The 26,463-nt window shown below is 54.5% G+C and carries 22 protein-coding genes and 1 pseudogene; 7 read left to right on the top strand and 16 right to left on the bottom strand.

Annotated features, from left to right (window positions below; genetic code table 11):
* Nucleotides 1–81: 81 nt before the first annotated feature.
* On the bottom strand, nt 82–3,003 hold the full coding sequence (locus RRF64_RS11150; RefSeq protein WP_323845961.1) for a TonB-dependent receptor: 2,922 nt from the start codon (nt 3,001–3,003) through the stop codon (nt 82–84).
* Nucleotides 3,004–3,319: 316 nt separating this feature from the next.
* A complete protein-coding gene (locus RRF64_RS11155; RefSeq protein WP_323846693.1) occupies nt 3,320–4,810 on the bottom strand; it encodes a sulfatase family protein in 1,491 nt (496 codons plus the stop codon).
* Between the two features lie 500 nt (nt 4,811–5,310).
* Here RRF64_RS11155 and RRF64_RS11160 point away from each other — a divergent pair, with 500 nt between their 5' ends.
* Nucleotides 5,311–6,318, top strand: a complete 1,008-nt coding sequence (locus RRF64_RS11160; RefSeq protein WP_323845962.1) for a LacI family DNA-binding transcriptional regulator — start codon at nt 5,311–5,313, stop codon at nt 6,316–6,318.
* Here RRF64_RS11160 and RRF64_RS11165 read toward each other — a convergent pair.
* The 3 genes from RRF64_RS11165 to RRF64_RS18805 form a co-directional block, all read right to left on the bottom strand.
* Entirely contained in the window at nt 6,274–7,458 is a 1,185-nt protein-coding gene (locus RRF64_RS11165; RefSeq protein ID WP_323845963.1) for an MFS transporter, read from the bottom strand. The genes RRF64_RS11160 and RRF64_RS11165 overlap by 45 nt on opposite strands.
* Before the next feature lie 237 nt (nt 7,459–7,695).
* Nucleotides 7,696–8,661, bottom strand: a complete 966-nt coding sequence (locus tag RRF64_RS11170) for a metallophosphoesterase (RefSeq protein ID WP_323845964.1) — start codon at nt 8,659–8,661, stop codon at nt 7,696–7,698.
* A 217-nt stretch (nt 8,662–8,878) separates the two neighbouring features.
* A complete protein-coding gene (locus tag RRF64_RS18805; RefSeq protein ID WP_422732626.1) occupies nt 8,879–9,037 on the bottom strand; it encodes a transposase in 159 nt (52 codons plus the stop codon).
* A gap of 441 nt (nt 9,038–9,478) precedes the next feature.
* Between RRF64_RS18805 and RRF64_RS11180 the strand changes: the two genes are divergently transcribed.
* The 3 genes from RRF64_RS11180 (at nt 9,479) to RRF64_RS11190 (ending at nt 12,089) form a co-directional block, all read left to right on the top strand.
* Nucleotides 9,479–10,033, top strand: coding sequence for a DUF1016 N-terminal domain-containing protein (locus tag RRF64_RS11180; protein ID WP_323845965.1), 555 nt, complete (start codon nt 9,479–9,481; stop codon nt 10,031–10,033).
* Entirely contained in the window at nt 9,946–10,527 is a 582-nt protein-coding gene (locus tag RRF64_RS11185) for a PDDEXK nuclease domain-containing protein (protein WP_323845966.1), read from the top strand. The genes RRF64_RS11180 and RRF64_RS11185 overlap by 88 nt, the downstream gene beginning before the upstream one ends.
* A 455-nt stretch (nt 10,528–10,982) precedes the next feature.
* Entirely contained in the window at nt 10,983–12,089 is a 1,107-nt protein-coding gene (locus RRF64_RS11190; protein ID WP_323845967.1) for a MipA/OmpV family protein, read from the top strand.
* 154 nt (nt 12,090–12,243) lie between these two features.
* On the opposite strand, the gene RRF64_RS11195 is transcribed toward RRF64_RS11190, so the two are convergent.
* Together RRF64_RS11195 and RRF64_RS11200 are read right to left on the bottom strand one after the other, a co-directional pair.
* The gene (locus RRF64_RS11195) at nt 12,244–14,445 is read right to left on the bottom strand and encodes an OsmC domain/YcaO domain-containing protein (RefSeq protein WP_323845968.1); all 2,202 of its coding nucleotides are present in this window, start codon (nt 14,443–14,445) and stop codon (nt 12,244–12,246) included.
* A 258-nt stretch (nt 14,446–14,703) separates the two neighbouring features.
* Entirely contained in the window at nt 14,704–15,297 is a 594-nt protein-coding gene (locus RRF64_RS11200; protein WP_323845969.1) for a tRNA-uridine aminocarboxypropyltransferase, read from the bottom strand.
* Nucleotides 15,298–15,299: 2 nt separating this feature from the next.
* Here RRF64_RS11200 and RRF64_RS11205 point away from each other — a divergent pair, with 2 nt between their 5' ends.
* Nucleotides 15,300–15,740, top strand: a complete 441-nt coding sequence (locus RRF64_RS11205; RefSeq protein ID WP_323845970.1) for a GNAT family N-acetyltransferase — start codon at nt 15,300–15,302, stop codon at nt 15,738–15,740.
* Between the two features lie 208 nt (nt 15,741–15,948).
* Here RRF64_RS11205 and RRF64_RS18810 read toward each other — a convergent pair whose 3' ends face one another.
* From RRF64_RS18810 to RRF64_RS11220, 5 genes and pseudogenes are all read right to left on the bottom strand, one after another.
* Nucleotides 15,949–16,356: a very short patch repair endonuclease gene (locus RRF64_RS18810; RefSeq protein WP_422732627.1), complete on the bottom strand. Its 408-nt coding sequence runs from the start codon at nt 16,354–16,356 to the stop codon at nt 15,949–15,951.
* A gap of 10 nt (nt 16,357–16,366) precedes the next feature.
* Complete coding sequence (locus tag RRF64_RS11210; protein ID WP_323845971.1) at nt 16,367–17,572, bottom strand: DNA cytosine methyltransferase; 1,206 nt, start codon at nt 17,570–17,572, stop codon at nt 16,367–16,369.
* Nucleotides 17,573–17,604: 32 nt separating this feature from the next.
* Nucleotides 17,605–18,783, bottom strand: coding sequence for an HNH endonuclease (locus tag RRF64_RS11215; protein ID WP_323845972.1), 1,179 nt, complete (start codon nt 18,781–18,783; stop codon nt 17,605–17,607).
* 326 nt (nt 18,784–19,109) lie between these two features.
* Nucleotides 19,110–19,361, bottom strand: a complete 252-nt coding sequence (locus tag RRF64_RS18815; RefSeq protein ID WP_422732628.1) for a helix-turn-helix domain-containing protein — start codon at nt 19,359–19,361, stop codon at nt 19,110–19,112.
* Between the two features lie 229 nt (nt 19,362–19,590).
* Nucleotides 19,591–20,007 (bottom strand): annotated as a pseudogene (locus RRF64_RS11220) (DUF885 domain-containing protein); the annotation flags it as partial.
* A gap of 291 nt (nt 20,008–20,298) precedes the next feature.
* On the opposite strand from RRF64_RS11220, the gene RRF64_RS11225 reads away from it, so the two are divergent.
* Nucleotides 20,299–20,589, top strand: a complete 291-nt coding sequence (locus RRF64_RS11225; RefSeq protein ID WP_323845973.1) for a helix-turn-helix domain-containing protein — start codon at nt 20,299–20,301, stop codon at nt 20,587–20,589.
* A gap of 26 nt (nt 20,590–20,615) precedes the next feature.
* On the top strand, nt 20,616–21,878 hold the full coding sequence (locus RRF64_RS11230) for a type II toxin-antitoxin system HipA family toxin (protein WP_323845974.1): 1,263 nt from the start codon (nt 20,616–20,618) through the stop codon (nt 21,876–21,878).
* A 55-nt stretch (nt 21,879–21,933) separates the two neighbouring features.
* Here RRF64_RS11230 and RRF64_RS11235 read toward each other — a convergent pair whose 3' ends face one another.
* The 4 genes from RRF64_RS11235 to RRF64_RS11250 all read right to left on the bottom strand — a co-directional run bounded on the left by RRF64_RS11235 (nt 21,934) and on the right by RRF64_RS11250 (nt 26,307).
* Nucleotides 21,934–23,721, bottom strand: a complete 1,788-nt coding sequence (locus RRF64_RS11235) for a DUF885 domain-containing protein (protein ID WP_323845975.1) — start codon at nt 23,719–23,721, stop codon at nt 21,934–21,936.
* A 137-nt stretch (nt 23,722–23,858) separates the two neighbouring features.
* Complete coding sequence (locus tag RRF64_RS11240) at nt 23,859–24,041, bottom strand: hypothetical protein (RefSeq protein ID WP_479691296.1); 183 nt, start codon at nt 24,039–24,041, stop codon at nt 23,859–23,861.
* 172 nt (nt 24,042–24,213) lie between these two features.
* Complete coding sequence (locus RRF64_RS11245) at nt 24,214–24,438, bottom strand: hypothetical protein (protein WP_323845976.1); 225 nt, start codon at nt 24,436–24,438, stop codon at nt 24,214–24,216.
* A gap of 282 nt (nt 24,439–24,720) precedes the next feature.
* Nucleotides 24,721–26,307: an AMP-binding protein gene (locus RRF64_RS11250; RefSeq protein ID WP_323845977.1), complete on the bottom strand. Its 1,587-nt coding sequence runs from the start codon at nt 26,305–26,307 to the stop codon at nt 24,721–24,723.
* Nucleotides 26,308–26,463 lie beyond the last annotated feature (156 nt).

Raw genomic sequence — 26,463 nt, forward strand, 5'->3', positions numbered from 1 at the left:
ACACACATTAAAGAGATGACCGCACAGAAAAAATTGGCCGCCGCTGCTGTAGAGCAGTGGCGGCCATTACCTACGATAAACTTAGAAACTGTAGCCCGCAGAAAGTTTAAGCTGCCGTCTACCGCCACTGGTTGCAGTGTTATCCTGCGGATCGCCAAAATCTTCGGCGGCTGGATTCAGCACAAAATTCTGGAAGTTGCTGTGATTGAATAGATTCTGAACATCCAGACGGATGCGGAACCTGGAACCTTCAGTGAAGTATTCACTAGCAAACTCTTTCATCAAAGACAGATCAAAGCGCTGGTAGTCACTGGTATCGGGCTCCAGACGTCCGAAGAAACACTCTGTATTGCCGCCGGTGCAGTCAAGGTATTGCACCACCTTTTCGGAAGCCCAGGTGTATTTACCGGAGAGGAAAATATCCCACGGCAGATCATAGGTTCCGGTAAAGACGATGCGGTGATCGGGCACACCCACAGATTTGTTCCAGCCGTAGTCATCCACTGTTTCGTAGTCCAGCGCAAAGACTTCACTGTACGTACGATTCTCTTCAGCGTCGCTAAAGGTATAGGCGACGTTTACGCCCCAGTTATCGATATGCGGGCGACTGAGCTTCATGTAGACGTTTTTGCTTCGCGTCTGGCCATCATTGGAGGAGATCAACAAATTACCCCACCCGGGAACACCGTATGCCCAGGGCTGTCCCCACTTGGTGCCATCGGCCAGAAATTCGCCATTTTCACGGCGGTTCCCTAGCAGCCACTGGAACCCGTCGTTACTTTCAATATAGGACGCACTGATTTCGGTGCTCCACTCGCCAAGGCTACTGCGCAGACCGACACTCATCTGGTCGGAGTACGGCATCTTCAGTTCGTTGTTCAGTAGGAAGCGTTCTCCGCGCACCTCGGTATTGGTGGTCAGCCCGCCTAGCCCCTCGCGGGTAAGGTAGGCAGGATCCCAGTCGACACAATTAGCCGCTGAAGTATCACAGGGGTTGTCGGGATCGCCCGCGAACAGATAGCTCGCACGCTCGAAACTCCCTTTCATGCTCTCTAGCTGGACGAAATCAAACTGGTTGCGGTCATATGAACGTCCATAGCCGCCAAACAGGGTGTGGTTTTGCTCCTCGTCCATGATATAGGTGAAGCCTAAACGTGGCTGCCAAGCGCCGGTGAAGTATTCGCGCTCCTTACCCGTGCTGATATAATCTTCGATATCATAATTGGCGTTATCCAGGTTGGCCCAGCCACGCAGTGCGTCTGCATACTCTTCCGGCGTCACGAAGTCTTTATAGGCAGGCGTTTCCTCGTAGTCCCAGCGAACGCCGATATTCAGCGTCAGACTGTCGGTTACATCCCAGTCATCCTGTATATAGAAGCCCAGCTGGGTATTGTCTGTGTTCACAGCGCCGCCCGCGGTTCCGGGAATTTGCACCCCCCATTCGACCTTATAGGGCTGGACCAGATCGAACTCGCCCGCACCGTTAAACTCGACGTTGTAGAAGTATTGCGGGTTGTACGGAAGCTGTTGAATGGTATTCAGCTCAACCTTTTTGAACTTGATGCCCCCCTTGATGACGTGACTACCATTCCACGCCAGGGCAAGCCAGGTAAAGTCATTTTTAAGACCCCAGCCTTTCTGGCCCTTGTCCTGGAAATTCTGGCCTCCACCGAGATTCAAAATACTCTGGCGGGAACCGGTCTCCAATCGTGTACCCAGGTCATCATTGTACGGGCGTGGATTCCAGCTGGCCTCTTCATAGGTCAGACGGAATTCATTCTGCCAGTCATCAGCATAATAGGTATGTTTGACATTCAGGCGGTGATCCTTGACTTCGCGATTGACGCCATAGCTGATCGTATTGGCACCACCGAAGCCAGTGACATCACTTTCATCACGTAGCTTGAGTGATGCCTGAACCTCCTGGTTTTCGTTTACGTGCCAGTCGATCTTGCCGAAGATCAGGTCTTCCTCGAATGTGGAGGATTCGCGACCCAGGAGGCCCTGATATTCTGACGGGAGCTCCACCAGATCAACACCGCTGCCACCGGGAATATCAATCGGGGTTGCAATATCTTTGCCCTCATAGGAGAGGAGAAAGTGCAGTTTGTCTTCGATGATCGGGCCGGAGAACAGGAAGCCCGAATGCTCGGTCAGTGATTCCGTTTTACCGTCGCGCTCATTAGGCTCCGCCTCGCGAAGGCCCTCGTCGGTGTAGTCAAAGAACACGTCCCCCTGGAATTCATTGGTGCCCGAGCGCGTTACGGCGGTAATCGCGGTACTACCGACCTGATCAAACTCGGCCTTGTAGTTCTGTGTGATAACCTTGTATTCGCCGATAGCGTTTTGCGGGAAGGGGTTACCCTGACTTGAGTCCTGGCCGGTAACACCCCCTTTAAGGACGTAGTCTTTTTGGCTGACCCCATCCAGGAAAACATTAATATTTCGCTGGTGCTGGGCGCCACCACGGAGGCTGACATTGCCATTACTCGCGGTTTCCACCTGGACACCAGGCGCCAAGTCCGCAAACGCGAGGAAATTGCGATTGTTCTGCGGCAGGCGCTCCATCATTTCCGGAGTGATATTGGTGCCCACCTCACCGCCGGAGAACTGCTCCACACGGGCACCGGTAACTGTCACCTGCTCTAAGGTGCCATCATCTTGTGACTGCAGGTTCAGATCGACGATGGCCTTTTGGCCCACCCGCAACTCAACACGGCCAACTACCTGGTCGCCTATTTTAAGGTCGTAGCTGCCCGGTTTCAGGCCAGCAAATATAAAAGAGCCATCCTCTCCGGTCTTTACGGTTTTTGTGTAGCCTCGATCAATGTCTACGGCCGTAATCGCCACACCTGCAGGTAGCTCCCCCACCTGCCTCTGCAGTTGACCCTGCACGGTCGCACTCTCTACTTGCGCCATTGCTGGCACACCGCCAACACCTATTACCGCAGCGACGGCAACGGCAAGCAGATTGTTTTTAAATTGAGCTTGACGCTTCCCCATGCTTCTCTCCTATCGATTTATTGTTGTTGTCGCACCCGGGGGATGCGGATTCCTTACCACGCATTTGGAAATCGATTTCCATTCGACGGCAAAAAAAAGCCGCTTTGATGAGACCGATTTCACAATCACGGCCAAAAAAAGCAGGCCATCAAGGGCCGAAAGTAGCGAAATACAATTTCAATGTCAACGAAAGACACCCTATGTCTCCCCGCGCACCGGCTAGTAGCCTGCCCTAGTGGCCATAGTCGGCCCATTTCCGTACATAAACTATACAATGTTGGAGTTTGACCCGAACCAGGCTGTCGGGCCACCGCTGTTAGTCGAGCAACCGCTCCGCCGCCTGCCAGGTGCCGCGGCGTATGGGAACCCGCATCGCATCATCCTTCTGTAAGCGATCAAACAGGGCTTGGTGCATGCGGTCCTTGATCTGTTTGAACGCCGGTAAATCAATCAGATTGTGCTGCTCTCTGGGGTCTGTCTTGAGATCGTACAGCTCATTTTTATCCCAGATGCCGTGATAGTAGATATATTTATAGCGACCGCCGCGCAATGCAAAGGTCGTCGGCGTATGCGGGAAGGCATGCTCCCAGTAGTACTCGTACAGAAACTCCCGATCCCCGAGCGTTTCACTACCTTCCAGCAACGGCAAGAAGGATTCACCATCCATTGCAACATCCGTTTCCGCCCCTGCCAGGGCCAGGATCGTCGGCGCCACATCTATATTGCGCACCAGCTTTTCACTGGCGTGGTTCGCCGCTATCGTCCCCGGAGCCCATGCAAGCATGGGAACGCGAATGGACTCCTCGTAGGCATTTCTCTTATCAATCAGACCGTGCTCCCCCAGCAGGAAACCGTTGTCCCCCATGTAGATGACCAGCGTGTCTTCCGCAAGGTCATGCTCTTCCAGGTACGTCATGACGCGCCCGACACTTTCGTCCACTCCGAGCAACGTTTCGGCATAGTCGCGGTAAAACTCGTCAAACTGCAGATCACCATGGTAGGCATAATCGACGCCATGCCAACTGTCTCGCTGTGCGCGAACCCAGGCCGGCTTGCCCACATAGTTGCGCTCGTTGTTGTCCATGCTGTCGGGGTAAGGGATCTTCACCTGCTCATATTGCCCGTCATGACGTTCAGCCGGCTGGAATTCGGCGTGCACCGCCTTGTGGGAGAGATAGAGGAAGAACGGCTGGTCCGATTCCCGCTCTTTCAGCCAATCAATCGCATAATCCGTGAGCAAATCTGTGGTATAGCCTTCGTGCTGTATCTTTTTGCCGTCCACATTGAGCAGGGGGTCACGATAGCGACCCTGCCCCCGGAAACTGACCCAGCGATCGAAGCCCGGTTGAGGCAGATCATCCACCTCCCCCATATGCCACTTACCGATGAAGGCGGTCTGGTAGCCTGCCCGCTGTAAATCAGCCGGGAAAAACGTCGTTCCTTCCGGAATAGGGCTCGTATTGTCGACAATGCCATGGTGATGGGCATAGCGGCCAGTCAGGATCGACGCCCTGCTGGGAGAGCACAGTGAGGTAGTCACAAACGCATTCTTTAAATGCATCCCCTCTCGCGCCATCTTGTCGAGCGATGGCGTCTGCAAAAAGTCCGGGGATTCAGGCATAAACCCCATAAAATCGTAGCGATGATCATCACTCAATATGAAGACAACATTCTTCGGAGCCGCCACGGCGGTACCGACCATCGAATTGATTGCTATTAAAAAAGCGAATTTCACAGCCCAGCGCGGGCGCGGCGACAAGATCACAGAAGACTCCTTATTGTTTGCACTGGCAATTAGCCCAACCATGCCGCTCACAGGGAGGTTAGCGTTGCTCTGGCACATCAATCACATTCAGCACACCCCACAGTGCCAGTTTCACCCATTAGCCCTGCAAAAATCCGCGGATCCCCCCACCCGTTTCAGGTAGGCGAATGCGACTAGTGGCGACTCAGCGCCGCAAGCGCGCTTTAAGAACAGGCGAGAAGCGAAAACCAACTAGTGGTCTGGCATCTTCCAACCCGGTGCCAGCAGACAGAGCCGGCCTGTCACCGATTCCGCTCGCAAATACTGATCAATAAATGTACACTCTGAGCTACAACACCGGGTCCACTGGCCGTGTTATAGTTCGCGGCACATGAAATCGATTTCCAAAATACTAAAACGATTGAATTTTCAAAGTCAAACTGTTGCGCTCTCACGCTGAAGGTATTTAGCATTGATGGAACCTATCGCCTCAGCCGAAAGCTCAAGACCAAACACGAAGGTATCCCGCGGAAATGTCATCGAATCGGTTTAAACCTGTTGCAATGGATGATATTGCGAGGCGCGCTGGCGTTTGCAAGGCGACGGTCTCACGTACACTGAATGATCCTGATCGAGTCTCCGAAAGTACTCGGGCACGGGTCATGAAAGTGGTGGAGGAAATTGGATATACACCAAACCGCCTCGCCGCAAGTCTTCGCCAGGGGCGTTCATACAATATTGCGGTGCTGCTACCGGACATCTCCAACCCGTATATATCGCCTATCGTAAGAAGCGTCGAGCGGGTGGCACAGCTTCGTGGATATTCTGTCATCCTGAAAGATACCCAGGATGATCCGGAGCTGGAGCGCTCTTTTACCGCAATGGTAAACACTCGCCAGGTAGATGGCATTATCACCAACTCGCAGCGCATTCCTTTCGACATTTCGGCCGACAGACCCGTCGCCGATCAGATTCCGCCGATCGTCAATGCCTCAGAATTCTGCGATCTGGACGGTATTCACAAGGTGGGAGTCGACAACGTGGCCATAGGTCGCGACGCCACCGAACACCTGTTGCAGTTAGGACATACACGGATTGCCACCATTACCGGCCCATCATCAATTTTAAGTAGCAAACAGCGTGAGCAGGGGTTTCTTGCGGCCTTGAACGAAGCTGGTGTTGCGTTTGATGAGCGCCTGAAATTTGAAGGCGACTACTCGAGCGAGTCGGGCTGTGACGGCGTACAAAAGTTGATGCAGCTTAAAAACAGGCCCACTGCCATATTCTGCTTCGGGGACCTGGTGGCAATGGGCGCGATGCATGCGCTGAGGGAACTGGGCTATCGTATTCCCGATGACATTTCCATTATCAGTGTCGATGGTATTGCACTGTCACAATATTGCGCCCCTCCTCTGACAACAGTAGCCCAGCCACTTACTCTGATAGGCGAACAATGCGCAACGACTTTAATCGATTTGATTGAAGGCAGAAAACCGGAAAAGCTCATCAACATTCTCCCCCATCAATTATTGACAAGAGCGAGCACCGCCCCGATACCTGGTTTCACCTGACCAGAACACATTGAAGTAAATCGCCAGCATCAATGCGAGAGCAGCAACAGCTGATGAGAACATGAAGCTGCCAATTTCACTCCACTCCCATAACCAGCCGCTGGATAGCGTGCCCGCTGCCTGCCCAAAACCAACGCATAGCGCATAGTAGATTGCCTGCCCGCGCCCCTGGAGGCGCGTACTGAAATTTCTATGGATGAATTCAATCAAACAGGCATGCAGTGCACCAAAAGAAAACCCATGCAATAACTGGAGAATGATCAATACCGCAAGATTATCCACAAACAGACCAATGCCCGCCCACCTTATGCTAGTAAACAGCAGGCTGAGCAGAACCAGTCGCCGCAATGAAAGGTACCTAATCATGGGTGGGATCAAGGCGAACACGGCCAGCTCTGCAAGCACGGCAACCCCCCACAACCAGCCGATTAAACCGGTACTGAATCCCCGACCCTCCAGGTAAATACTGTAAAAACCGTAGTAGGTACCATGACTGAAATAGGCCATGGCGGCCACCAGCAGCGGCCCCCAGATGGATGGTTTACGCAAAACAGGCCAGATGCTGCGTATATCGTTGGCATCGCGCGAATGCACTGCAGCCACATCCCTTATGGAAAAGGTGCAGGCACACATCAATGCAAATGACGCGATGACAAAGTAGGGCAAATAACCGATATCCAGAAAATCAAATATACTGCCACCACCGACAACTGCCACGGCAAACCCAACCGATCCCCATAAGCGAATACGGCTGTACTTCTGCGTTTCCTCTCTTAGATGTCCAAGCGTGACCACCTCGAACTGGGAATTGATTCCCTGCCAACAAAAACTGCACAGGCCCACGGCCATAAGCATCAAGTCGATACCGCGATCCTGATACAGGATGGCAAAGCTCAGTACGCTCAGCAATGCCCCTCCCTGAATCAATCGCATTCGGTGCCCGACATGGTCCGACAACCAGCCCCAGAAATAGGGAGCAACAATATTTGTGGACATCAAAAGCGCGCCAAATGCCGCCACATTTTCCGGCGAGTAATTCAGGGACGTCATGTAAAGACCCCAAAATGGCAACAAAAATCCTAGCACCAAGCAGTTAAAAAAATAGAATCCGGAAAGTCGCCAATATGGGATATAACTCATATCCAGTTTACCAAATGTTTACCGGCTTGTGGTGTGATGGCATTTACTCGACACATGGTAACTTTTTAATCGGTTCGCAAGATGAATGGCCGAGTACCATATACTGTATTTAAATCTGGCTTATCTACGTCGGGAAGAGAGAGAAAAAGTGCACCGGCGGCAGTCAAAGTTACCCACAGATCCCAGGAGGCGACTGTCAGTCAGGCGAATGCTCTCACTTTACACTCAAATGTCAACTTAAAAACCAACATCACTGAATGTAAATTCGTGCTCTGGATCTGATTTATAAGCATCCAACCAAGGGGAATAGGTCTTTACCGATATCCTTTTTGCACCTGTATCGACCTCAATCAATCTCAAATACCCTGAATCTCCATTTTCAACTCCTTTAACATTTTTCTGATAGTTCGCCAGCATTTGATAAACCTTGTTTCCATAGTCATTTTCCAGCACCAACTGTCCGACGCCATAACCTAAAATGTGTCCGGAAAATACCAAGATACTATTTTCAGTAGTCCGAACTAATTTATCCCAAATCTGACCACCATCGTTTACCGCTTCATCGCCTTCTGCCTTGCCAACCCCGTACTTTTGTGGCAAATACCAATCGTCACCATCTTGCAAGGTATTGTCTTCATACAAATATGAATGGGTATTGATGATAACCTTGTGTTCCGGATATTTTTTTATGATATTTTTTGCCCAATCTATCGTCTTGTTTCGAGGGCCAAATTCCAAAGAAAATATCAGCCATTTTTCACCGGCCAAATGATATTCTGCACAGGTATTGTCAATGCTGTTCTCAGGAAATGAAGCGATAATATTGTTATTATTTGCGTATTCGCTGACGGGGAAAAACAGGTTCGCCAATCGGGTATTTCTGGTATCGGAAAACTTACCCGGTCGACTTCCCATGTCATGATTCCCCAAGGCCAAATGATAGGGAACTTTTCCATCCAGCAATATCAGACCATTTTTGGCAATCTTCCACTCTTCTTCCGAGTTGTTCTGGGTAATATCACCCACATGCAATACAAAAGAAAACCGATCTCCCTTACTGGCAATCCATTCCAACTGCTTCATGTAAATACTGGGGAATTCCTCGATATAAGTTTGCGTATCCGGAAGCACGACAAACTCAAAACTATCTTGCGCGCTAACGGGAAAACTCAACAATAACAACAGCGCCATTTTTAATCTCATAAACAAATCCCCTCTATACAGCTTGAATATATTATTGAAACTGAGATTCCCATTTATTCTTCACTGAGTCAATGACCATCAATGATTACACGCGATGGCGACAGAAGCCGGTAGATGATCTCCACTTTGGGCCATTGCCGGCGTGGCGTTTCCAACTGCAAGGCAGGGATGGCCCAACTATGTTGGAGGGCATCCTGCCGGGAGTGGCGCAGGTAGCTCACCAGCAGGCGGCGCCCACAGAAGACATAGGGGGCAGGAAGCAATAGCCGTCGCAGTAAACGACGAAGAAGCGCTTTTCCTGCTCGCCATGCACCGGGATACCCTTGGCGTCGAAGTCCAGAATAATCCACTTGGGCAGCTTTTTGTGGCGGGCCACGAATTGGTTGAAGTTTTGTGGCGGGACAGGGAAGAAGAGCATAATTCCAGCTGATAGCATTCAGCCACTGCGGATTTTCTTATCGGACTGTCTTGGGCGTCAGTGATGATAAAGCTTACCGCCGTTCTTGTATCTGCAGCCGTGCAGAACCCGGGCCAGGTTCCTGCTTGCGGGCGAACCAATGGTGGGGCGGGAGTTCTTGCGCTGGTGGAAACCTTAAGGAAACCTTAAGGAAACGTTTAGTATCGTCATTCCCGCTTAGGCGAGAATCCAGAAACCCCGCGACTACCGGACCCCGGCGTGAGCTTCGCTGCTCTAACGAGTCGCCGGAGCGACAACAAGACTTGTTCGGAGCTTGCATTTAATTCAGGCCTGCAAAAGATCGCCCGATTCGTACCCGCAACGATATAAGGATGTACAACCACTCGAAGGAACCGAGCCATGAACAACCTGCCCCAGTCCGACGACCTGTTTGAAGAAATCAGTCAGCTCGTCGAGCAAGCCCGCCACCAGGTCCAGCGCAGTGTCAACACGGCCATGGTGCAGACCTACTGGCACATAGGGCGGCTGATACTGGAACACGAACAGCGCGGTGAACGGCGCGCGGCCTATGGAAAGGGACAGCTCAAACAACTTTCCGAACGGCTGACCAACCGGTTCGGGAAGGGGTTCGACATCACCAACCTGCGCAATATGCGGCGGTTCTACGACGCCTTCCCAATTCGAGACGCAGTGCGTCCCGAATTGAGCTGGACCCATTACCGCACACTGCTGCGGGTGGAAAACCCCTCTGCCCGTGACTGGTACGCGAGGGAGGCGGCGGCTCAGAACTGGAGCGCCCGCGCCCTTGAACGTCAGATTGGCGTGCTCTACTACGAGCGCCTGCTCTCCAGCAAGGAAGGACGCCGGTGGAGGCCGATGCCCGGGCGAAGACCGCTCCCCTGGCCGAAGACCCCAGAGACTATCTGCGCGACCCCTATATCCTCGATTTCCTGAATCTGGACAGTCGGCCTTACCGGGAGAGCGATCTCGAGCAGGGCATCATCAGCAACCTGCGGCGGTTTCTGCTGGAGCCGGGCAAGGGCTTCGCGTTCGTCGAGCGGCAGCAGCGCATCCGCACCGAGGACGGCGATTACTATATCGACCTGGTCTTCTACAACTACGTCCTGAAATGCTTCGTGCTGGTCGACCTGAAGATGGACAAGCTCACGCACCAGGATGTCGGCCAGATGGACATGTACGTGCGGCTTTACGAAGAACATAAACGCGGCGCAGACGACAACCCCACCATTGGCCTGATCCTTTGCAGTGAGCACAACCACACAGTGGCGCAGTATTCAGTGCTCAAAGACAGCCAGCAGCTGTTCGCCTCCAAGTACCTGACCATTTTGCCCAGCGAAGAGGAACTGCAGCGGGAGCTGGAACGGGAAAGAGCGCTGGTTCAGCGGAAAATCGAGGAAGCGATGCGCGAATATCGGGTGGGTGCTTAAACGGTCAGGTTTCGGAGTTCATGGTACGTTGCACGCCAGGACGAGGTAGGGTGCGCCGTGCGCACCAAGGAGGCTGAAGCCAACAACAGTTGCTCTCCGGTGCGCACGGCACACCCTACACCGGCATGCAGACAATGTCCGGACGTCGAGACTTGAGTTAAACGGTTAACCCGTTCTCTGTGACAGCTCTACATCCTGTCATTCCGGCGCGGGCCAGAGCCCTGAGCCACGCCCTTCCCTGGACTCAGGCCTGCGCCGGAGTGACGAAGCAAAAATAATTCAGCGCAGGCGCAGCTATTTTTCCAGCCCAATCTTCTGTGGAAGCTTGCGCATCAATGTAGCAACAGACGACAAAAACGTGAAAAGCAGCGCGACGATAAGTGCGGTGCGGCGGTCATCCGTATGGCGGTGCTATGCGTATAACGATGGACTGTTGTTTCAAGGCGCGCCATCCCATGAACAAGCTAACCACAGCCCTGTTGCTGATTTTTCTCTGCAGATTTTCAACCGCCGCGGCCGAGGAAATCACCGTCCGCGTGCACAATCTGCCGCCGGAGGGATCGCTCGTACTACAGGTATATGACGACGCGGATACGTTCGGGGATTTCCGCAATCCCGCACGGGAAGTGCGCTATGCGATCCAGCCCGGCGAAAGCTACGTGATTTCCGATGTGCCCACCGGCATGGTCGCCGTGCTGGCCTATCTCGACGAGAATGACAACCGCGCACTCGACAAGAATTTTATCGGCATTCCCAGAGAATCCCTGGGGCTCTCCAACAACTACCAGCCGAAAGGGCCGCCCAGCTTTCAGCGCGCCGCCATCTCCGTGGAGCCCGGCAAGCCGAACAATGTCGACATCCACCTCTACGAGGTACTCGGCGAAGACGGCCAGTGGGGTGTCGGCCTCGGCGTCATCGGGCGCAGCAGCCCCTATGTGGGTTCAGACACCACCGTCACGCAGGTCATACCGGCGATCACCTATTTCGGCGAGCGCCTGCAGTGGGTCGGCCCGGCGCTGCGCTACGGCATCCTCGGCACCGACGGGCTGCGCCTGGCACTGACCGCATCCTATCGCCTGGGTGCCTATGAAGAGGATGACAGCGAAATTCTCGAAGGGCTCGGTGACCGCGACGCCACACTGATGGGCGGCCTCGGCCTGATTTACGAGGGGCCGGGCGGCACGGAATTCGAACTCCAGTACGAACACGATCTGCTGGACCGCATCGGCGGCGGCACTGCGAAGGCCAGCGTTTCCAGGGGCTTCCAGTTCGGCACCCTGCGCCTGGTGCCAGAGCTCGGCGTCAACTGGCTGAGCAGCGACCTGGCGGATTACGACTTCGGCGTGCCCCAATCTGACGCGATTCCCGGCAGGCCCGCCTATTCCGTCGGCAGCAGCTACACCGTCGAGGCCGGCGTCGGCGGACTGCTGGAGTTATCCGAGAACTGGCGCGCGGTGCTGAGCGTGGCGGTGGAGAATCTGGACAGCGAGATCACCGACAGCCCGATCGTCGATGACGATTACGTCTTCAAGGGTTTTGCGGCCATTACTTACAGCTTCTGATGCGACGGGCAGGCCCGCGACTCGCCGGAGCCGCGGGGGTGAAAAGAAGCGAATTTTTGGCGGTGCCCTATCGCCGTTCCCGCGCAGGCGGGAACCCAGCAACGCGGCCTTCCCTGGACTCCGGCCTGCGCCGGAGTGACGAACCAAAAATAATTCAGCGCAGGCCCGCTTTCGCCGCACGCGCCGCGTGCAGTTTTTTATAGCTCTCGATCAGGCGCAGGTGCTTATCCAGCCCCTGCAGCTGCATATTGGTCGGCGTCAGGCCGTGGAAGCGGACGGTGCCATTTACCGAACCGACCACCGCATCCATCGTCTCCTCACCGAACATGCGGCGCAGGTTGGCGATGTAATCGTCCAGTTCCAGCTCGTCATCGAGGGCGATTTCCAGCACGGCATTCACCGCCTGGTAGAACAAACCGCGCTCGACGGTGTTGTCGTTGTACTGCAGGAATGCCTCCACCAGCTCCAGCGCCTCCTCGTGCCGCTGCAGCGCGAGGCTGATCAGCAGCTTCAGTTCCAGCACCGTCAACTGCCCCCAGACGGTGTTCTCGTCAAACTCGACGCCGATCAGGTTGATGATCGTCTCGTAGTTATCGATCTGGCTTTCCTCCAGGCGCTCCGCCAGGCCTTCCAGCTCGTCGTCGTCCAGGGCATGCAGGTTGAGGATGTCTTCGCGGTAAGCCAGCGCCTTGTTGGTGTTGTCCCAGATCAGGTCCTCGACCGGGTAGACCTCGGAGTAACCCGGCACCAGGATGCGGCAGGCCGGCGCGCCCAGGTCTTCGTACACGGCCATGTACACCTCCTTGCCCATCTCCCTGAGGATCCTGAACAGATCGGTGGCCTCTTCCGCATTGGTCTCCGTATGCGCGCCGGTGAAATCCCACTCGACGAAGTCGTAGTCGGACCTGGCACAGAAGAAGCGCCAGGAAACCACCCCGGTCGAATCGATAAAGTGTTCGACAAAGTTTTGCGGCTCGGTCACCGCCAGGCTATTGAACGTGGGCGGCGGCACATCGTTCAGGCCCTCGAAGCTGCGGCCCTGCATCAGTTCGGTCAGGCTGCGCTCCAGCGCCACGTGGAAACTCGGGTGCGCACCGAAGGAGGCGAAGACACCGCCGGTGCGCGGGTTCATCAGCGTCACGCACATCACCGGGAACTGGCCGCCGAGGGACGCGTCCTTGACCAGGATCGGGAAGCCCTGCTTCTCCAGCTCGGCGATGGCCTCGCAGATATCCGGGTACTGCTCCAGCACCGCGCGCGGCACATCGGGCAGCGCAATTTCCTGCTCGATGATCTCCTTCTTCACCGCCCGCTCGAAGATTTCCGATAGGCACTGCACCTGCGCCTCGTACAGCGTATTGCCGGCGCTCATGCCGTTGCTGAGGAACAGGTTCTCGATCAGGTTCGACGGGAAATACACCACGGCGCCGTCGGACTGGCGCACGAACGGCAGCGAGCAGATACCGCGGTCGGCCCGGCCGGAGTTGGTATCGATCAGGTTGGAGCCGGCCAGCTCGCCGTCCGGGTTGTAGATGGCCAGCGTATAGTCATCCAGCAGGCCCGCCGGCAGCGCGTCGTCCGGGCCCGGTACAAACCATTTTTCGTCCGGGCGATGCACGAACGCGCTGTTGGCGATCTCCTCGCCGAAGAACTGGTCGTTGTAGAAGAAGTTGCAGTTCAGGCGCTCGATAAACTCGCCCAACGCCGAACACAGCGCGGCCTCCTTGGTGGCGCCCTTGCCGTTGGTAAAGCACATCGGGGAGGCGGCATCGCGGATATGCAACGACCACACATGCGGCACGATATTGCGCCAGGAGGCGATCTCGATCTTCATGCCGAGATCCGCCAGGATCTTCGTCATATTGGCGATGGTCTGCTCCAGCGGCAGGTCCTTGCCCTCGATAAAGGTGCGGTGCTCGGCGTCCGGCTGAACCATCAATAGCGCCTGGGCGTCCTCGGCCAGGTTCTCCACCGTCTCGATCTGGAACTCGGGGCCGGTCTGGATCACCTTCTTGACCGTGCAGCGGTCGATGGAGCGCAGAATGCCCTGCCGGTCCTTGTCGGAGATATCCTCCGGCAGCTCCACCTGGATCTTGAAGATCTGGTTGTAGCGGTTGTCCGGATCGACAATATTGTTCTGCGACAGGCGGATATTGTGGGTCGGAATATCGCGCGACAGGCAGTAGACGCGAACAAAATAGGCCGCACAGAGCGCAGAGGACGCCAGGAAGTAGTCGAACGGACTCGGCGCCGAACCGTCGCCCTTGTAGCGGATCGGCTGGTCGGTGATGACGGTGAAGTCGTCAAACTTGGCTTCGAGGCGCAGGTTGTCGAGAAAATTGACGTTGATTTCCATTGCGGGGCTGTCTCGCTAGTGCGGGGCTGGAGGCTGTGGCGAGCCACTGAACTGAGGGCCGGCATTATCCAGATTTTGCAGCGCCGCGTCTGCCCGCCCGGCGCCAGCTGCGCCACGCAAAGAGTATGGACAAACCCACGCAATCCCAACGGTTCCCCCAGCCCGAAACCCACCTGTAGGAGCGGCCCATGGCCGCGATCAGACCCCGAAGACTCCACTCACGCCATTGCCATGCCACGTACCTCCGGCCGGCCCCCCCTACTCCCCCAAACCAACCCCGCCAGCCCTACCCTTCTGCAACGAAACCATCCGCTCAAACGGCCCCAACATCCCCGAAAAATCCCCCTCCGGCTCCAACCCCTCCATAGCCACCACAATACTCTCCAACGTCGACAGACTATTCGGCAGCGAGGACCGCCGAACCCGATAATTCGACCGCAACTCCCCCTCAAAACTGACCCGCGGCAACCGCTGCAACACCGGCTGCAGATGCAACATCTTCTTCGACTTCCGCCAGCTAGCATCAATCACCACCAGCTGCTCCAGCGCCCGCGCCTGCGGTGTACCTGCCTCCACCCGCTCCACCACCGGCAGCCACTCCAGCGACGGATAGAGCAGCGCCGAACGCGGCGCCAGCAACCGCGCCAACTCCGCCCCGGACAGATTCTCCGCCACCACCAGCTCACTGTTGTCCAGGCACAGGTGCGCCATACGCCCGGTGTTGAACGGGTGCTTCTGCTCGAGGGGGTGCTGTATGATCAGCACCTTGATTCGATTAGAAATATGGACCAGTGCGCTGCAGTAACAGACCTTCAGCGGGCGGTGGCAGGTTGGGCAGATTTGGCGCGGCATAGATGAGTGACAATCAGAAGTTTTCGGCGCACTGGCTCTCTGAAGCGGAGATACCACTGGCCAACAAATTTTACCGCACCCATAAATTCCGCGGCAAAGCGCGGCGGCATGATCCCTGTATGGTGATCAGGGACGAGCAGAAGCAGATTGTTGCTTGCGGTTGCCTGAGGCAGTTAACGGAGTGCCAGTTGCTAACGGGGGTGGCCGTGGCAGAGGATTACCGCGGTCAGGGCGTCGCCCGGCTACTGCTGAACAGTATGGGGGAGGCTTTTGACGAATGGACCTTCACTTTCCCCTATTCGCATCTGGTGCCGTTTTACCTATCAGTGGGTTTTGTAGAGGTTGATAGAGAGGGGCTACCATCTCCAGTTCTCGATCGGTTTCACACCTACCAGAAGCAGGGAAGGGATATTGTGTTGATGCACCATCAGGTGCGATATTAATCGAATACAATACAGAATTTGGCACCACATTTAAGCCGATGGCTTAGCCCCCAAATGAGATGAACATTTAGTACTGCTGAATTCACTAATTAAATTAAGAGAAATTACGAACAGAGCAATATTTCATCGCAGCGACCTTAAGTGTCTATAAGAGACTAAACTTTACTCTAACCCCTATTTTTCAACATCTATCAAATCGGTTCATCTACTATTTTAGGAACGCGACTATCCTTTTCTGTACAAGATCAAGGTATTTTAATTCGCACTCCCAAATTACAAGATAATCCCACCCTAAAGCCTTAAGTTTTCGCTTATTAATAGCATCCCTAGACTTATTTCCTTCGATCTTAGACCGCCAATAAGCACAACGTGACTTCGGGAAACGCGCTTTTTTGCAGCCTCTATGACCGTGCCAAAAACATCCGTTGACAAAAATCACTTTTCTTTTTCTTCCGAATACAATGTCCGGCCTTCCAGGAAGGTCGCCTCTATGCAGCCTATAGCGATAGCCCATTCTATGAATAAGCCGGCGCACTTCCAGCTCAGGCTTAGTGTTCTTTCCTTTAATTAGAGACATCCTATGGCTTCTCTCTTTTCTTGATAGGATGTCTGTCATCACTTTTCGATTAGCCGTTCGGAAAATAGCTTTTCTTAATTGCAGCCGCCATCTGCGCCGCAAGCACGGGCGGTACTGAGTTTCCTACCTGTGTAAATTGCCGTGCTGATGAACCGAGAAACTCATAGTCATCCGGAAATGTTTGCAATCTTGCACACTCTCGAACACTTAGTGTTCTCGGGATATATGGATGAAGATGAGATCTCCCCCCCCCAGAAGTGCCACCGGCTATTACAGTCTTCGAAGGAAGCGATGGATCAAGCCTGTCTACTCGACCTAATTGATCTCTTTTTCCAAAATCTAACTCCATATATCTTAATACAGATCCAGCTTGATGCTTCCTTGTTTGATGATTTGGGCAGTCTGGATTTATTCCTTGCAATGCAGAAATACACGGAACGATTTGATTTGCTCTTTGTGGAGCATCAAATTTTGAGTTGAATCTGGAACCTACGATAAAAACTCTCTCTCGTTGCTGAGGCACGGAATAATGAGCCGCATTAATTTTTAGAGGCTCGTTTATTTGATAACCCTGCTCTTGCAATATTGAATAGGCGCGGGATATCTGAGCCCCGCCATCTAACTCTATTATTCCAGGAACATTCTCAATCAAAAATGCTGCTGGCCTAAATTTCTTTATATACCAAACAAAATCAAACAATAAATTTCCATTTACCTCATGGTCAAACCCAGTTCTCTTGAAATTTTCGCCATTTTTTGAAAAACGCTGATTAGCAGCTATAGAAAACGGCTGGCAAGGTGGCCCCCCTATAAAAACGCCAGGAAAATCCGCATCAATTCCGTTACTTCTCAATACTCGACTTATTGCGCCTCTATTAGATACGTCACCCTGCTGATCAGGAGGGCCAATCACTTTCCAATCCCTATTATGACGCAAGGTGCGACAAAAGATTTCATTGTGCTCTATAAGTAACGCATGTTCAAAACCTGCCGCTTCAAAACCAAGATCAAGTCCGCCACAACCGGAAAAGAAACTTACAACGGGAACACCGTGAAATGGCATTCTAAATTCTGAAAGATTCTTGTACCCTCCATTAATCTCCAGAAAGGGATCGCTGGTTGTATAGCGAAGATCTTCGTATGTAAGTCCTTTACGAATTAAAACATTATCCAAATTAACACCTTCTGCCAAGGCGCGTTCGATAATGCGTTTCTGCTTGCTTTTTGGCACAATTTCTTTTAACAAAGCGTTCATCTATCAAATTAACTCTTACAAGATAACGATCTTTAAATTTCTACATATGACTCTTTTACTTGATTATACACAAGCATTGCCTCATCTTTGCTCGAAAAATCCTCTACATTTTCTGCTGCAAGGTACGATCGATAGTATGCATGTGTAGCCCTATGACAATTCGGACATAGTCCAACCAAGTCGGCAATAGATGTCCCGCCACCCGTCACATGAAGCGGTGAAGAAAGCGGCAAGATATGATGAACCTCTATCAAATTGCTTACCCATGGGTACCTATCTTTAACCTCAGCGTCGCAAACGTCGCATAGATACTTATTTGCGCAATTTTCAAAATAGTAATCTACAACTTTTCTATTTCTTTCAGTACGGAGGTGGCTAATACGTATTTTCCTTCCTTCCGTAAATAACATGTCATCAATACCAAATGGCGCCCGAAGGTCCACCGCACCCTCCAACTCCTCATCGACCGTTGAAATCTTCTGGATCTCTAGTTCTGAATCTATATTTCTCGGTCTAACGAGTGGCCTAGCGAATTCTTCTAATTTATTCCTACTAACTCCCTGCAGCACTGTTGGATCTAGAATCAATCTTCCATCCAACCAAGACAAATAACTCAGCTGACTAATAAAAACTATCATTTCCCTGACTTGCCTGGCTAAATCGCCAGCAGGGCGAAGCCCCGAATCAGGAAGCACCGTGTATCGCTCTAAAGGTTCTAGGCCCGTCACTTCATTGCCGATCAGCCGACCAAAAACCTCCTCCAAGTCAATATATGGCACCTCTCCAGATAGAGCCTTTGACATCAACAATTTCAAAATTGAACAGAATGGGAAAACCTGAATCGCATCTGTGTCATAACCTTGAAATGCAGGCGATGGACAATAGAAAGTTCTAGCAACATGCTGAAGGTATTCATCGTAAGAAAAAAACTGCTCTCCGCCAGCTAGAAGCTTTTCACACAACTCAGTTACAATCAATTTATTATCGAGCTGACTTGCCAAGCCAAGAACTTTGAACACTCTCGCATAATTACGCCACACCCTGTAATGGCTTGGCGCAAACGGCAAACCGGTGGCAGCTTGAAGAATCGGCCGAAGAGGATCAGGATCCTGGCGCAAATCAACTCCATTCAGTTCGTATAATGCGGCCGCAATTCTTCTTATATTTTCAACTGAAAAATAATTTAAGCGCCCTTGATCCCATCTCCACATTATTATTCTTGCCCCATACCTTTAACTAACATAATTAAAAACACTAAGAATAATTCTTACACATTGGATATCACAGAAAATTAGCCTCAATATAAAATTTAGGCCTCTAGAAAAATCGGATAAGTGCATAAACCATCAGAAAATTACTTTTAATGCCAACTTTAATTCAATCGAAGCTCGCATTCTCGTCTAGAATTCGCAGTGCTTTGCACGACACGCTTTCGCCAAACTGCTACACCAATAGACACTCGAAACATTGCTGCATTTTTCAAAAATTTACGCTAAGTATTTTATATATTCTAGTCTAAACCTTCGTAATACCTCTTCTACTTATTTTTCTGAACAGCTTTTGTCAATAGCATAGGCATGTGCTGAATCAGGTCTTCGACTCTACACTCGAAATAAGCACATAACTTGTCAAGATTTTCCGTTCCCGTATTGTATCCCCGTTGATTAATCATCTTAGAGATGGTCATTCGGTGAATTCCCGTCGCTTCCGCAACTTCTCCTATGGTCACCCTTCGCCCCTCGGCGAACTCCTTATCCGCGATACGCTCTTTAATTTTGAATCTCAGCATGATGATGCTTTGTTAGCCGAAAGCCATAGATGATACATAAAAACATCAAAAGATACTTGAACGGATCGCCGGTTGAGTTAGAAATATTTTGGCTCCCACACGCAACAGCCTACAACCTGATCGATGTGGGTTTTTTTTGGTCTGCTCTGACCGGCACCAGGGAGGAGGATTAAGACTTCTATTGTGAAGGTCCTCCCAAGGTTTCGACGGGCTATTTAAGTTTACTAGTTTATTGACTCTTTTCTCTGGCAACGAGAAGAGTCACCTCTCTCTCGAGCGTCGAAAGCGGCAATGCACCGTTGGCCAACACCGCATCATGGAACTCGCGCAGATCAAACTGATCCCCAAGCTCTTTCTCTGCTTTCTCCCGCAACTCCCGAATCTTAATCTCCCCCATCTTGTAAGACAGCGCCTGCCCCGGCCAGGAGATATAGCGGTCCACCTCCGCCCGCACGTTGGCGTCTGACAGGGAGGTGTTATCGGAGAGGAAGTCCAGGGCCTGCTGGCGGGTCCAGCCCTGGGAGTGGATGCCGGTGTCGCGCACCGGGCGGGCGGCGCGCCACATTTCGTAGCTGAGGCGGTCGAAGTGTTCGTAGGGGGTGGTGTAGATATCGTCCATCTCCTTGCCGAGGCGCTCCGAGCAGAGGCCCCAGCCCTCGCCGAAGGCGCTGAGGTAGAGGTTGCGACGGAAGTCGGGGACGTTTTTGCAGTTCCAGGTTCAGCGCGCCCTAGAAATGGTGACTGGTGGGCTGAGGGACGTTCTGCAGCTGAATTGGCAGCCAGGGCGAAATACAACATTTTTGTTGTTTTTGCTTTCAGAACACCTCCAAATGCCAAATTACAATTTATATGTTGTATTCTAATAGTTGAACAACTAAAAAGCTGTATATACACTTCGAACAACTTATATATTGTTCTCCGGGCAAGTATCGTGAAATTGACCTCACAAATTAAACAGCGCCGCCTGGCACTGGGCCTGCAGCAGAAGGATATGAAGCTGCGTATCGGCATGAAGCAGCAGCAGTACCAACGCATAGAGGCGGAGGGGAACCCCCGTCTGGACACGCTGGAGCTGGTTGCGGAGGGGTTGGATGCGGAGCTGGTATTGGTGCCAAAGGAAAAGCTGCGCGCGGTCAGGGAACTCCTGCGGGCAGGCAGCCCCGATAACAAAGCCGGCAAGAAAAGCGCTAAAGCGGATGAGGACCCCTGGTCCGACATTCTGGATTAACGGCAAGAGAAGCAGGGGAAAGGGAATTGGAGACAGAAGCCGTTGAGGTACTGAAGCTTTCATTGCACGGCGTCACGGTAGGCCATCTGGCCGGCTATCAGGGCGGCAAAAATGTGCTGGTTTTTGATCCTGACTATATCGCCAATCCCGGGCGGCCGACCCTTACCCTGGCGGGCAGCGCCGGGCATCCTGCGAGCAAGAACCTGTTCGCAACGCCCTGGATAAAACAGCAGCGCCTGCACCCGGTGCTGTCCAACTTACTGCCGGAAGGGGCGCTGCGGGATTGGTTTGCGCAGATGCTCAAGATGCATAGAGACAATGAGTTCCCGCTATTTGCCCAGCTCGCCGCCGACCTGCCCGGCGCCCTGATGGCGGAACCGGTAGCGCCCGAACAGATTCCCCCAGGGGTATTGAATCACCGCACGCGCGTAGAGCCGGTGCCGCGTATGGTGCTGGACGGCCGGCCGCATTTTTCCCTGGCCGGCGTGCAGATGAAGTTCTCGATGTTCGAGGCCGACGGCCACTTTAATGTGTCCCAACCGGACCGACTCGGGGAATGGATCGTAAAGACGCCCTCGACCCGCCACAGAGATGTGCCGCTCAACGAATATACGGCGATGAAACTGGCAGAACTTGCCGGCGTTGATATTCCCGAGGTGAGGCTGATAACACTGGATCAGTTACAGGACCTGCCCCCGATCAACCTCCCCAGTGAAACACACGCTTACGCCATTCGCCGCTTTGACCGGGATGCCCAACGGCAGCGAATCCACACGGAAGACTTAGCGCAGGTCTTGTTTAAATACGCCCACGAAAAATACGGTGCAGCAAATTTCGAGCAGATCGGCAGAGTCCTCTATCAATTTACCGGCCGCCGCCTGGCCAATGTGCAACAGCTGGCGCGGCGCCTGCTGGTCAATATTTTGCTGGGCAACGGCGACGCACACCTGAAGAACTGGAGCCTGCTCTACCCCGACCGTATTACCGCCGAGCTCGCCCCCGCCTACGACATTGTCTACACCCAGGCGTATATTCCGGATGAAAGCCAGATATCACTCAACCTGGCAGACAACAAAGACTGGTACCGAATGCAGCTGGGCCATTTCGAGACATGGTCAGAATCTGTTGGCGTACCCTGGCGGGCAATAGAGCCGCATCTGGAAGATACGCTGAAAAAAGCGCGAAACCTGTGGCCGGAATTTCTCCAACAGGCGCCGATGAACCCCGAGCATAAAGTGATGCTGGTAGATCACTGGCGGCGACTGGAGAGAGACTTTCGAATCGTCTAAACGGATGGGTCTTCAACAAAGCCCGCCAAAATACGGCGGGCTTTGTTGTCAGGCATTAAGACTTCTTTTGCTCGGCGATAAAGCGGTCCATTTGCACTTCCAACATTTCCATCGGCAGCGCCCCATTCGCCAACACCGCATCGTGGAATTCCCGCAATTCAAACTTATCCCCAAGCGCCTTCTCAGCCCTCTCCCGCAACTCCCGAATCTTGATCTCCCCCATCTTGTAAGAAAGCGCTTGGCCCGGCCAGGAAATATAGCGGTCTACCTCGGCGCGCACGTTGGCGTCTGAGAGGGAGGTGTTGTCGGAGAGGAAGTCCAGGGCCTGCTGGCGGGTCCAGCCCTGGGAGTGGATGCCGGTGTCGAGTACCAGGCGGGCGGCGCGCCACATTTCGTAGCTGAGGCGGCCGAAGTGTTCGTAGGGGGTGGTGTAGATATCGTCCATCTCCTTGCCGAGGCGCTCCGAATAGAGGCCCCAGCCCTCGCCGAAGGCGCTGAGGTAGAGGTTGCGGCGGAAGTCGGGGACGTTTTCCAGCTCCAGGCTCAGGGCGCCCTGCAGGTGGTGGCCGGGCACGGACTCGTGCAGGGTCAGGGCCGGCAGTTCGTACAGCGGGCGCTGGTCCAGCGCGTGGGTGTTGACCCAGTAGGCGCCGCCGCGGGTGCCGCCGATGGCGGCCGGGTTGTAGGAGGCGGTGGTGTAGTTGGGGGCGATTTCGTCCGGCACCGGCACCACACCGTAGGGCAGGCGCGGCAGCCTGCCGAAGAATTCCGGCAGCTGGTAGTCGATCTTCTTGGCGATGTAGGACGCTTCCTTGAGCAGGTCCTTCGGCGTCTTGGCGTAGAACTGGGGATCGGTGCGCAGGAATTCGGTGAATTCCTCGAAGCTGCCCTTGAAGCCGCTGTCCTTAATCAGCTGGTCCATTTCCGCGCGGATGCGCTTCACTTCACTGAGGCCGATCCGGTGGATTTCCGCCGGGTCCATGTCCAGGGTGACGTAGGTGTTGATCGCGTGGCGGTAGTAGTCCTTGCCGCCGGGCAGGTCTTGCGCGGCGAGGGAGTCGGTGGCGGCCTGTAGGTAGTCGCCCTCGAGGAAGTCGGCGACGCGGGCGAAGGCGGGTATGGCGGCTTGCTTGATCGCCTGCTGGCCCTGGGCGCGCAGGCGCTGCTGCTCTTTGGCCGGTATGGTCGCGGGCATATTCTCGAAGGGCTCGTAGAGCTTGCTCTTGGTCGGGTCTGCCTTGACCTGCGCGCGCACGGTCGGCGCCACGCCCTCGACGACGATCTTCGGCAGCACGAAGCCGTCCTCGATGCCCTGGCGCATATTGGCGATGTTCTCGTCGAAGTAGCGGCCGAAATCCTGGATGCGCGCGATGTAGTCCTCGTAGTCTTTCACCTTCGTCATGGCCAGGCCGTCGTTGGCCTCCAGGGCGGCGGTCCAGAAGCTGTAGAAGGTGTTGAACGGAATGCGGTCGATAAAGAGTTGGTTGCCCTCGGTGGAATTGCGCAGCACCCAGGTGAGCAGCTCGTGGTTGACGCGGTCGGACTCGCTCAGCTGGCTCGCGTCAATCTGCTTGAGGCGCGCGAGGAACTGCTGCTCGGCTTTCAGGCGCCGGGCGCGGTCTTGCGGGGCGACGCCGGGCAGGCGGTCGTTGTAGTCGGGCACGCCCATGCGGCCGGCGGTGATGGGGTCTTCTTTGAGGCTGTACTGCCAGTGGTCGTCGATGATGCGCTGCAGCTGTTCGGTGGCGGTGGCGGCCCAGGTGGCGGGGGCCAGCAGGCAGGCGAATAGAAAGAGGATGGACAGGTAGTTGAGTGGCCGCGATGCCATCGTTTTGTACTCCATTTTATTGTTCGGGCATTTCTGTTGTTTGTTTCCGGGGTTGCGCCTGTACGACGAGATATCCGCTGGTCAACCCGGTCCCCTGGGTGGTGCGCGCGGCGCACCCTACGGTTATCGAACGCGGATCTTGGATGGCTTGATCAGGGACTCCGTCGGATCGGCAACTCCAAGGGGTAGTGTTTGGCTTCGAAGGCTTCCACTAGGGTCACCAGCATATCCAGCTTTTCGCCCTCGGAGGTGCCGGGCTGCGCCTTCATCAGGCCCTCGATCTCTTTCAATGCCGCGCGGTAGTCGGCATCGGTTCTGATCGGTTTGATGTCCATAGCTTTTACTCCGGCACCAAATGGCTTCTACACCGAACTGTGAATCACTGATCACGGCCCGGCAATTTTGCTGCGCGTTTAGCGAGCTTTTTCTCTTCGGACTTCACTCGGCGCTCCAGCTTTTTCAAGTCTTCTTCCGGCGGCAATCCTTCGGGCCTGATTCCACGGCTTTTCAGGGGACCATTTTCGTGACGCCACGAAAATGATCGGAAACTCGGTAACCTGTTGATTCACAAGAAGAAATTGCCCGATCTATCGCGGTCACGAAGTTCTCCCAGCGGCTGTAGCCCAGCGGGGCCTGCAGGTCACGGGCAAACCAGAATTCGATATCGCTGTCGGGAACTGACTGGATCAGGCGATCGAGTTCCCTCTGCAGCGCGGAAAGGGATGCGTCCATTTATTGATCTCCAATTGATTGGCTGGCCTTTCCTCCAGGTCTGGTGGCTTGCGGAAGAATGACCAGTTTTCGGCCCTTGGATCAGCCAGCTAGATTACCAAACTGGGGGCTCAACTGCAGAAAAGTGTGGAATTGGTGCGGTAGGATCGATTTAGAAACGCTTTCCGGGCCTGGATCATCGTCTGCCGGAATACCCATCTCCCGATCCAGCTTCCCAGCCCATAAAAAACGCGGGCCTGGGCCCGCGTTTTGGTTCGACGATTGAGCGGCGCTCAAGCTGGATCAGGCACTCGCCGTCACCTTCTGGTCGCGCAGCTCGCGCCGCAGGATCTTGCCGACGGTGGACTTCGGCAGTTCGCTGTGCACGATCACATGCCTGGGCACCTTGTAGGCGGTGAGTTCCTGGCGGCAGAAGTCGATGATCTCCTGGGTGGAAACCTCTTCGGACAGCACCACGTGGGCGCAGACGGCCTCGCCGGTCTTGTCGTCCGGGGCGCCGACCACGGCGGCCTCGACGATCTGCGGGTGGCGGCTCAGCACGTCCTCGACCTCGTTGGGATAGACGTTGAAGCCGGACACGATGATCATGTCCTTCAGGCGGTCGACGATCTTGATATTGCCGTTGGCCTGCACCAGGCCCATGTCGCCGGTGCGGAAGAAGCCGTTCTGCATCACCTTGGCGGTCTCCTCGGGGCGCTGCCAGTAGCCCTGCATCACCTGCGGGCCGCTGATGACCAGCTCGCCCACCTCACCCACCGGCATTCTATTGCCAGCCTCGTCCCAGGCTTCCACTTTGGTTTCGATCAGCGGCGCGCCGACGGTGCCGAGCTCCTCTGCGCCGAAGTTGTTCAGCGTGGCCACCGGTGAGGTCTCGCTCAAACCCCAGCCCTCGGTCACCGGGCAGCCGGTGGTTTCCTGCCACAGTTTTGCCGCGGCGCTGGTCAGGGCGGCGCCGCCGGAGAAGGTGACCTTCAGGCTGGAGAAGTCCAGCTGCTGGAACTGCGGGTGGCGGCAGAGACCGACGAACAGGGTGTTGATGCCGGCGAGGCCGGTGAACCTGAACGGCTGTATAGCTTTGACGAAGCCGTCCAGGTCGCGCGGGTTGGGGATCAGGATGTTCATCGACCCCATGCTGAACAGCGCCAGCATGTTCACGGTAAAGGCGTAGATGTGATACAGCGGCAGCGGGCAGACGAAGATCTCCTCGCCCTCTGTGCAGCGCTGGCCGATGCGGTGGTCCATCTGCGCGGCATTGGCGAGGATGTTGGCGTGGGTCAGGGCTGCGCCCTTGGCGACACCGGTGGTGCCGCCGGTGTACTGCAGCACGGCGATATCTTCGCGTGCGGCTTTCACCGGTTGCAGGTCCGGCAGGCGGGTGCCTTTTTCAATCGCACCGACAAAGTCATGGTAACCGTGCTTCGTTTCCGCCGGCGGCTTGATCAGGTCGGCAGGGCCGGTGACCAGGATGTGTTCCAGTTCGGTGTCAGCTTTGATGGATTCCAGCCGCTCCAGTGCATCGGAAAAAATCACCAGCGCCTTGACGCCCGCATCGGTGAACTGGTGCTTCATTTCCCGCGGCGTGTACAGCGGGTTGGTGTTGACGACGATCAGCCCGGCGCGCAGCGCGGCGTAGGCGGCGATCGGGTACTGGATCAGGTTCGGCAGCTGGATCGCGATGCGGTCGCCCTGCTGCAGGCCGCACTCGTGCTGCAGCCACTTGGCCAGGTTGCGGGATTTCTCCTCGAGTTCGGCGAAGGTCAGCGTCTGGCCCAGGCAGTGGTAGGCCGGCTGGTCGGCAAACCTGCTGCAGTGGAATTCGATAAACTCCGCGGCGTTGCGGAACTGTGGATTCAGTGTTTGTGCGCTCATTATTATTCTCTTACCTCGCTCATCAATCGTTAGGGGCACCGGGGGTGCCGGAATTCGGTGGCGCCGACTGGGGCCGGTAGATTTTCAGTGCTGACAAATCCCTGCGGACGCCGGTCACTGGTGGGTTCCCGCCCCGCGCGCATGGCCGCGAAGGGC

Origin of the sequence: Microbulbifer magnicolonia, from assembly GCF_035117725.1 — a bacterium.
Classification (GTDB): domain Bacteria; phylum Pseudomonadota; class Gammaproteobacteria; order Pseudomonadales; family Cellvibrionaceae; genus Microbulbifer; species Microbulbifer magnicolonia.

Excerpts from the sequence above, each read along its gene's own strand:
- RRF64_RS11150 (WP_323845961.1), bottom strand. The coding sequence starts at position 3,003 with ATGGGGAAGCGTCAAGCTCAATTTAAAAACAATCTGCTTGCCGTTGCC.
- RRF64_RS11155 (WP_323846693.1), bottom strand. The coding sequence starts at position 4,810 with ATGGTTGGGCTAATTGCCAGTGCAAACAATAAGGAGTCTTCTGTGATC.
- RRF64_RS11160 (WP_323845962.1), top strand. The coding sequence starts at position 5,311 with ATGGATGATATTGCGAGGCGCGCTGGCGTTTGCAAGGCGACGGTCTCA.
- RRF64_RS11165 (WP_323845963.1), bottom strand. The coding sequence starts at position 7,458 with ATGAGTTATATCCCATATTGGCGACTTTCCGGATTCTATTTTTTTAAC.
- RRF64_RS11170 (WP_323845964.1), bottom strand. The coding sequence starts at position 8,661 with ATGAGATTAAAAATGGCGCTGTTGTTATTGTTGAGTTTTCCCGTTAGC.
- RRF64_RS11180 (WP_323845965.1), top strand. The coding sequence starts at position 9,479 with ATGAACAACCTGCCCCAGTCCGACGACCTGTTTGAAGAAATCAGTCAG.
- RRF64_RS11190 (WP_323845967.1), top strand. The coding sequence starts at position 10,983 with ATGAACAAGCTAACCACAGCCCTGTTGCTGATTTTTCTCTGCAGATTT.
- RRF64_RS11195 (WP_323845968.1), bottom strand. The coding sequence starts at position 14,445 with ATGGAAATCAACGTCAATTTTCTCGACAACCTGCGCCTCGAAGCCAAG.
- RRF64_RS11200 (WP_323845969.1), bottom strand. The coding sequence starts at position 15,297 with ATGCCGCGCCAAATCTGCCCAACCTGCCACCGCCCGCTGAAGGTCTGT.
- RRF64_RS11205 (WP_323845970.1), top strand. The coding sequence starts at position 15,300 with ATGAGTGACAATCAGAAGTTTTCGGCGCACTGGCTCTCTGAAGCGGAG.
- RRF64_RS18810 (WP_422732627.1), bottom strand. The coding sequence starts at position 16,356 with ATGACAGACATCCTATCAAGAAAAGAGAGAAGCCATAGGATGTCTCTA.
- RRF64_RS11210 (WP_323845971.1), bottom strand. The coding sequence starts at position 17,572 with ATGAACGCTTTGTTAAAAGAAATTGTGCCAAAAAGCAAGCAGAAACGC.
- RRF64_RS11215 (WP_323845972.1), bottom strand. The coding sequence starts at position 18,783 with ATGTGGAGATGGGATCAAGGGCGCTTAAATTATTTTTCAGTTGAAAAT.
- RRF64_RS18815 (WP_422732628.1), bottom strand. The coding sequence starts at position 19,361 with ATGCTGAGATTCAAAATTAAAGAGCGTATCGCGGATAAGGAGTTCGCC.
- RRF64_RS11235 (WP_323845975.1), bottom strand. The coding sequence starts at position 23,721 with ATGGAGTACAAAACGATGGCATCGCGGCCACTCAACTACCTGTCCATC.
- RRF64_RS11240 (WP_479691296.1), bottom strand. The coding sequence starts at position 24,041 with ATGGACATCAAACCGATCAGAACCGATGCCGACTACCGCGCGGCATTG.
- RRF64_RS11245 (WP_323845976.1), bottom strand. The coding sequence starts at position 24,438 with ATGGACGCATCCCTTTCCGCGCTGCAGAGGGAACTCGATCGCCTGATC.
- RRF64_RS11250 (WP_323845977.1), bottom strand. The coding sequence starts at position 26,307 with ATGAGCGCACAAACACTGAATCCACAGTTCCGCAACGCCGCGGAGTTT.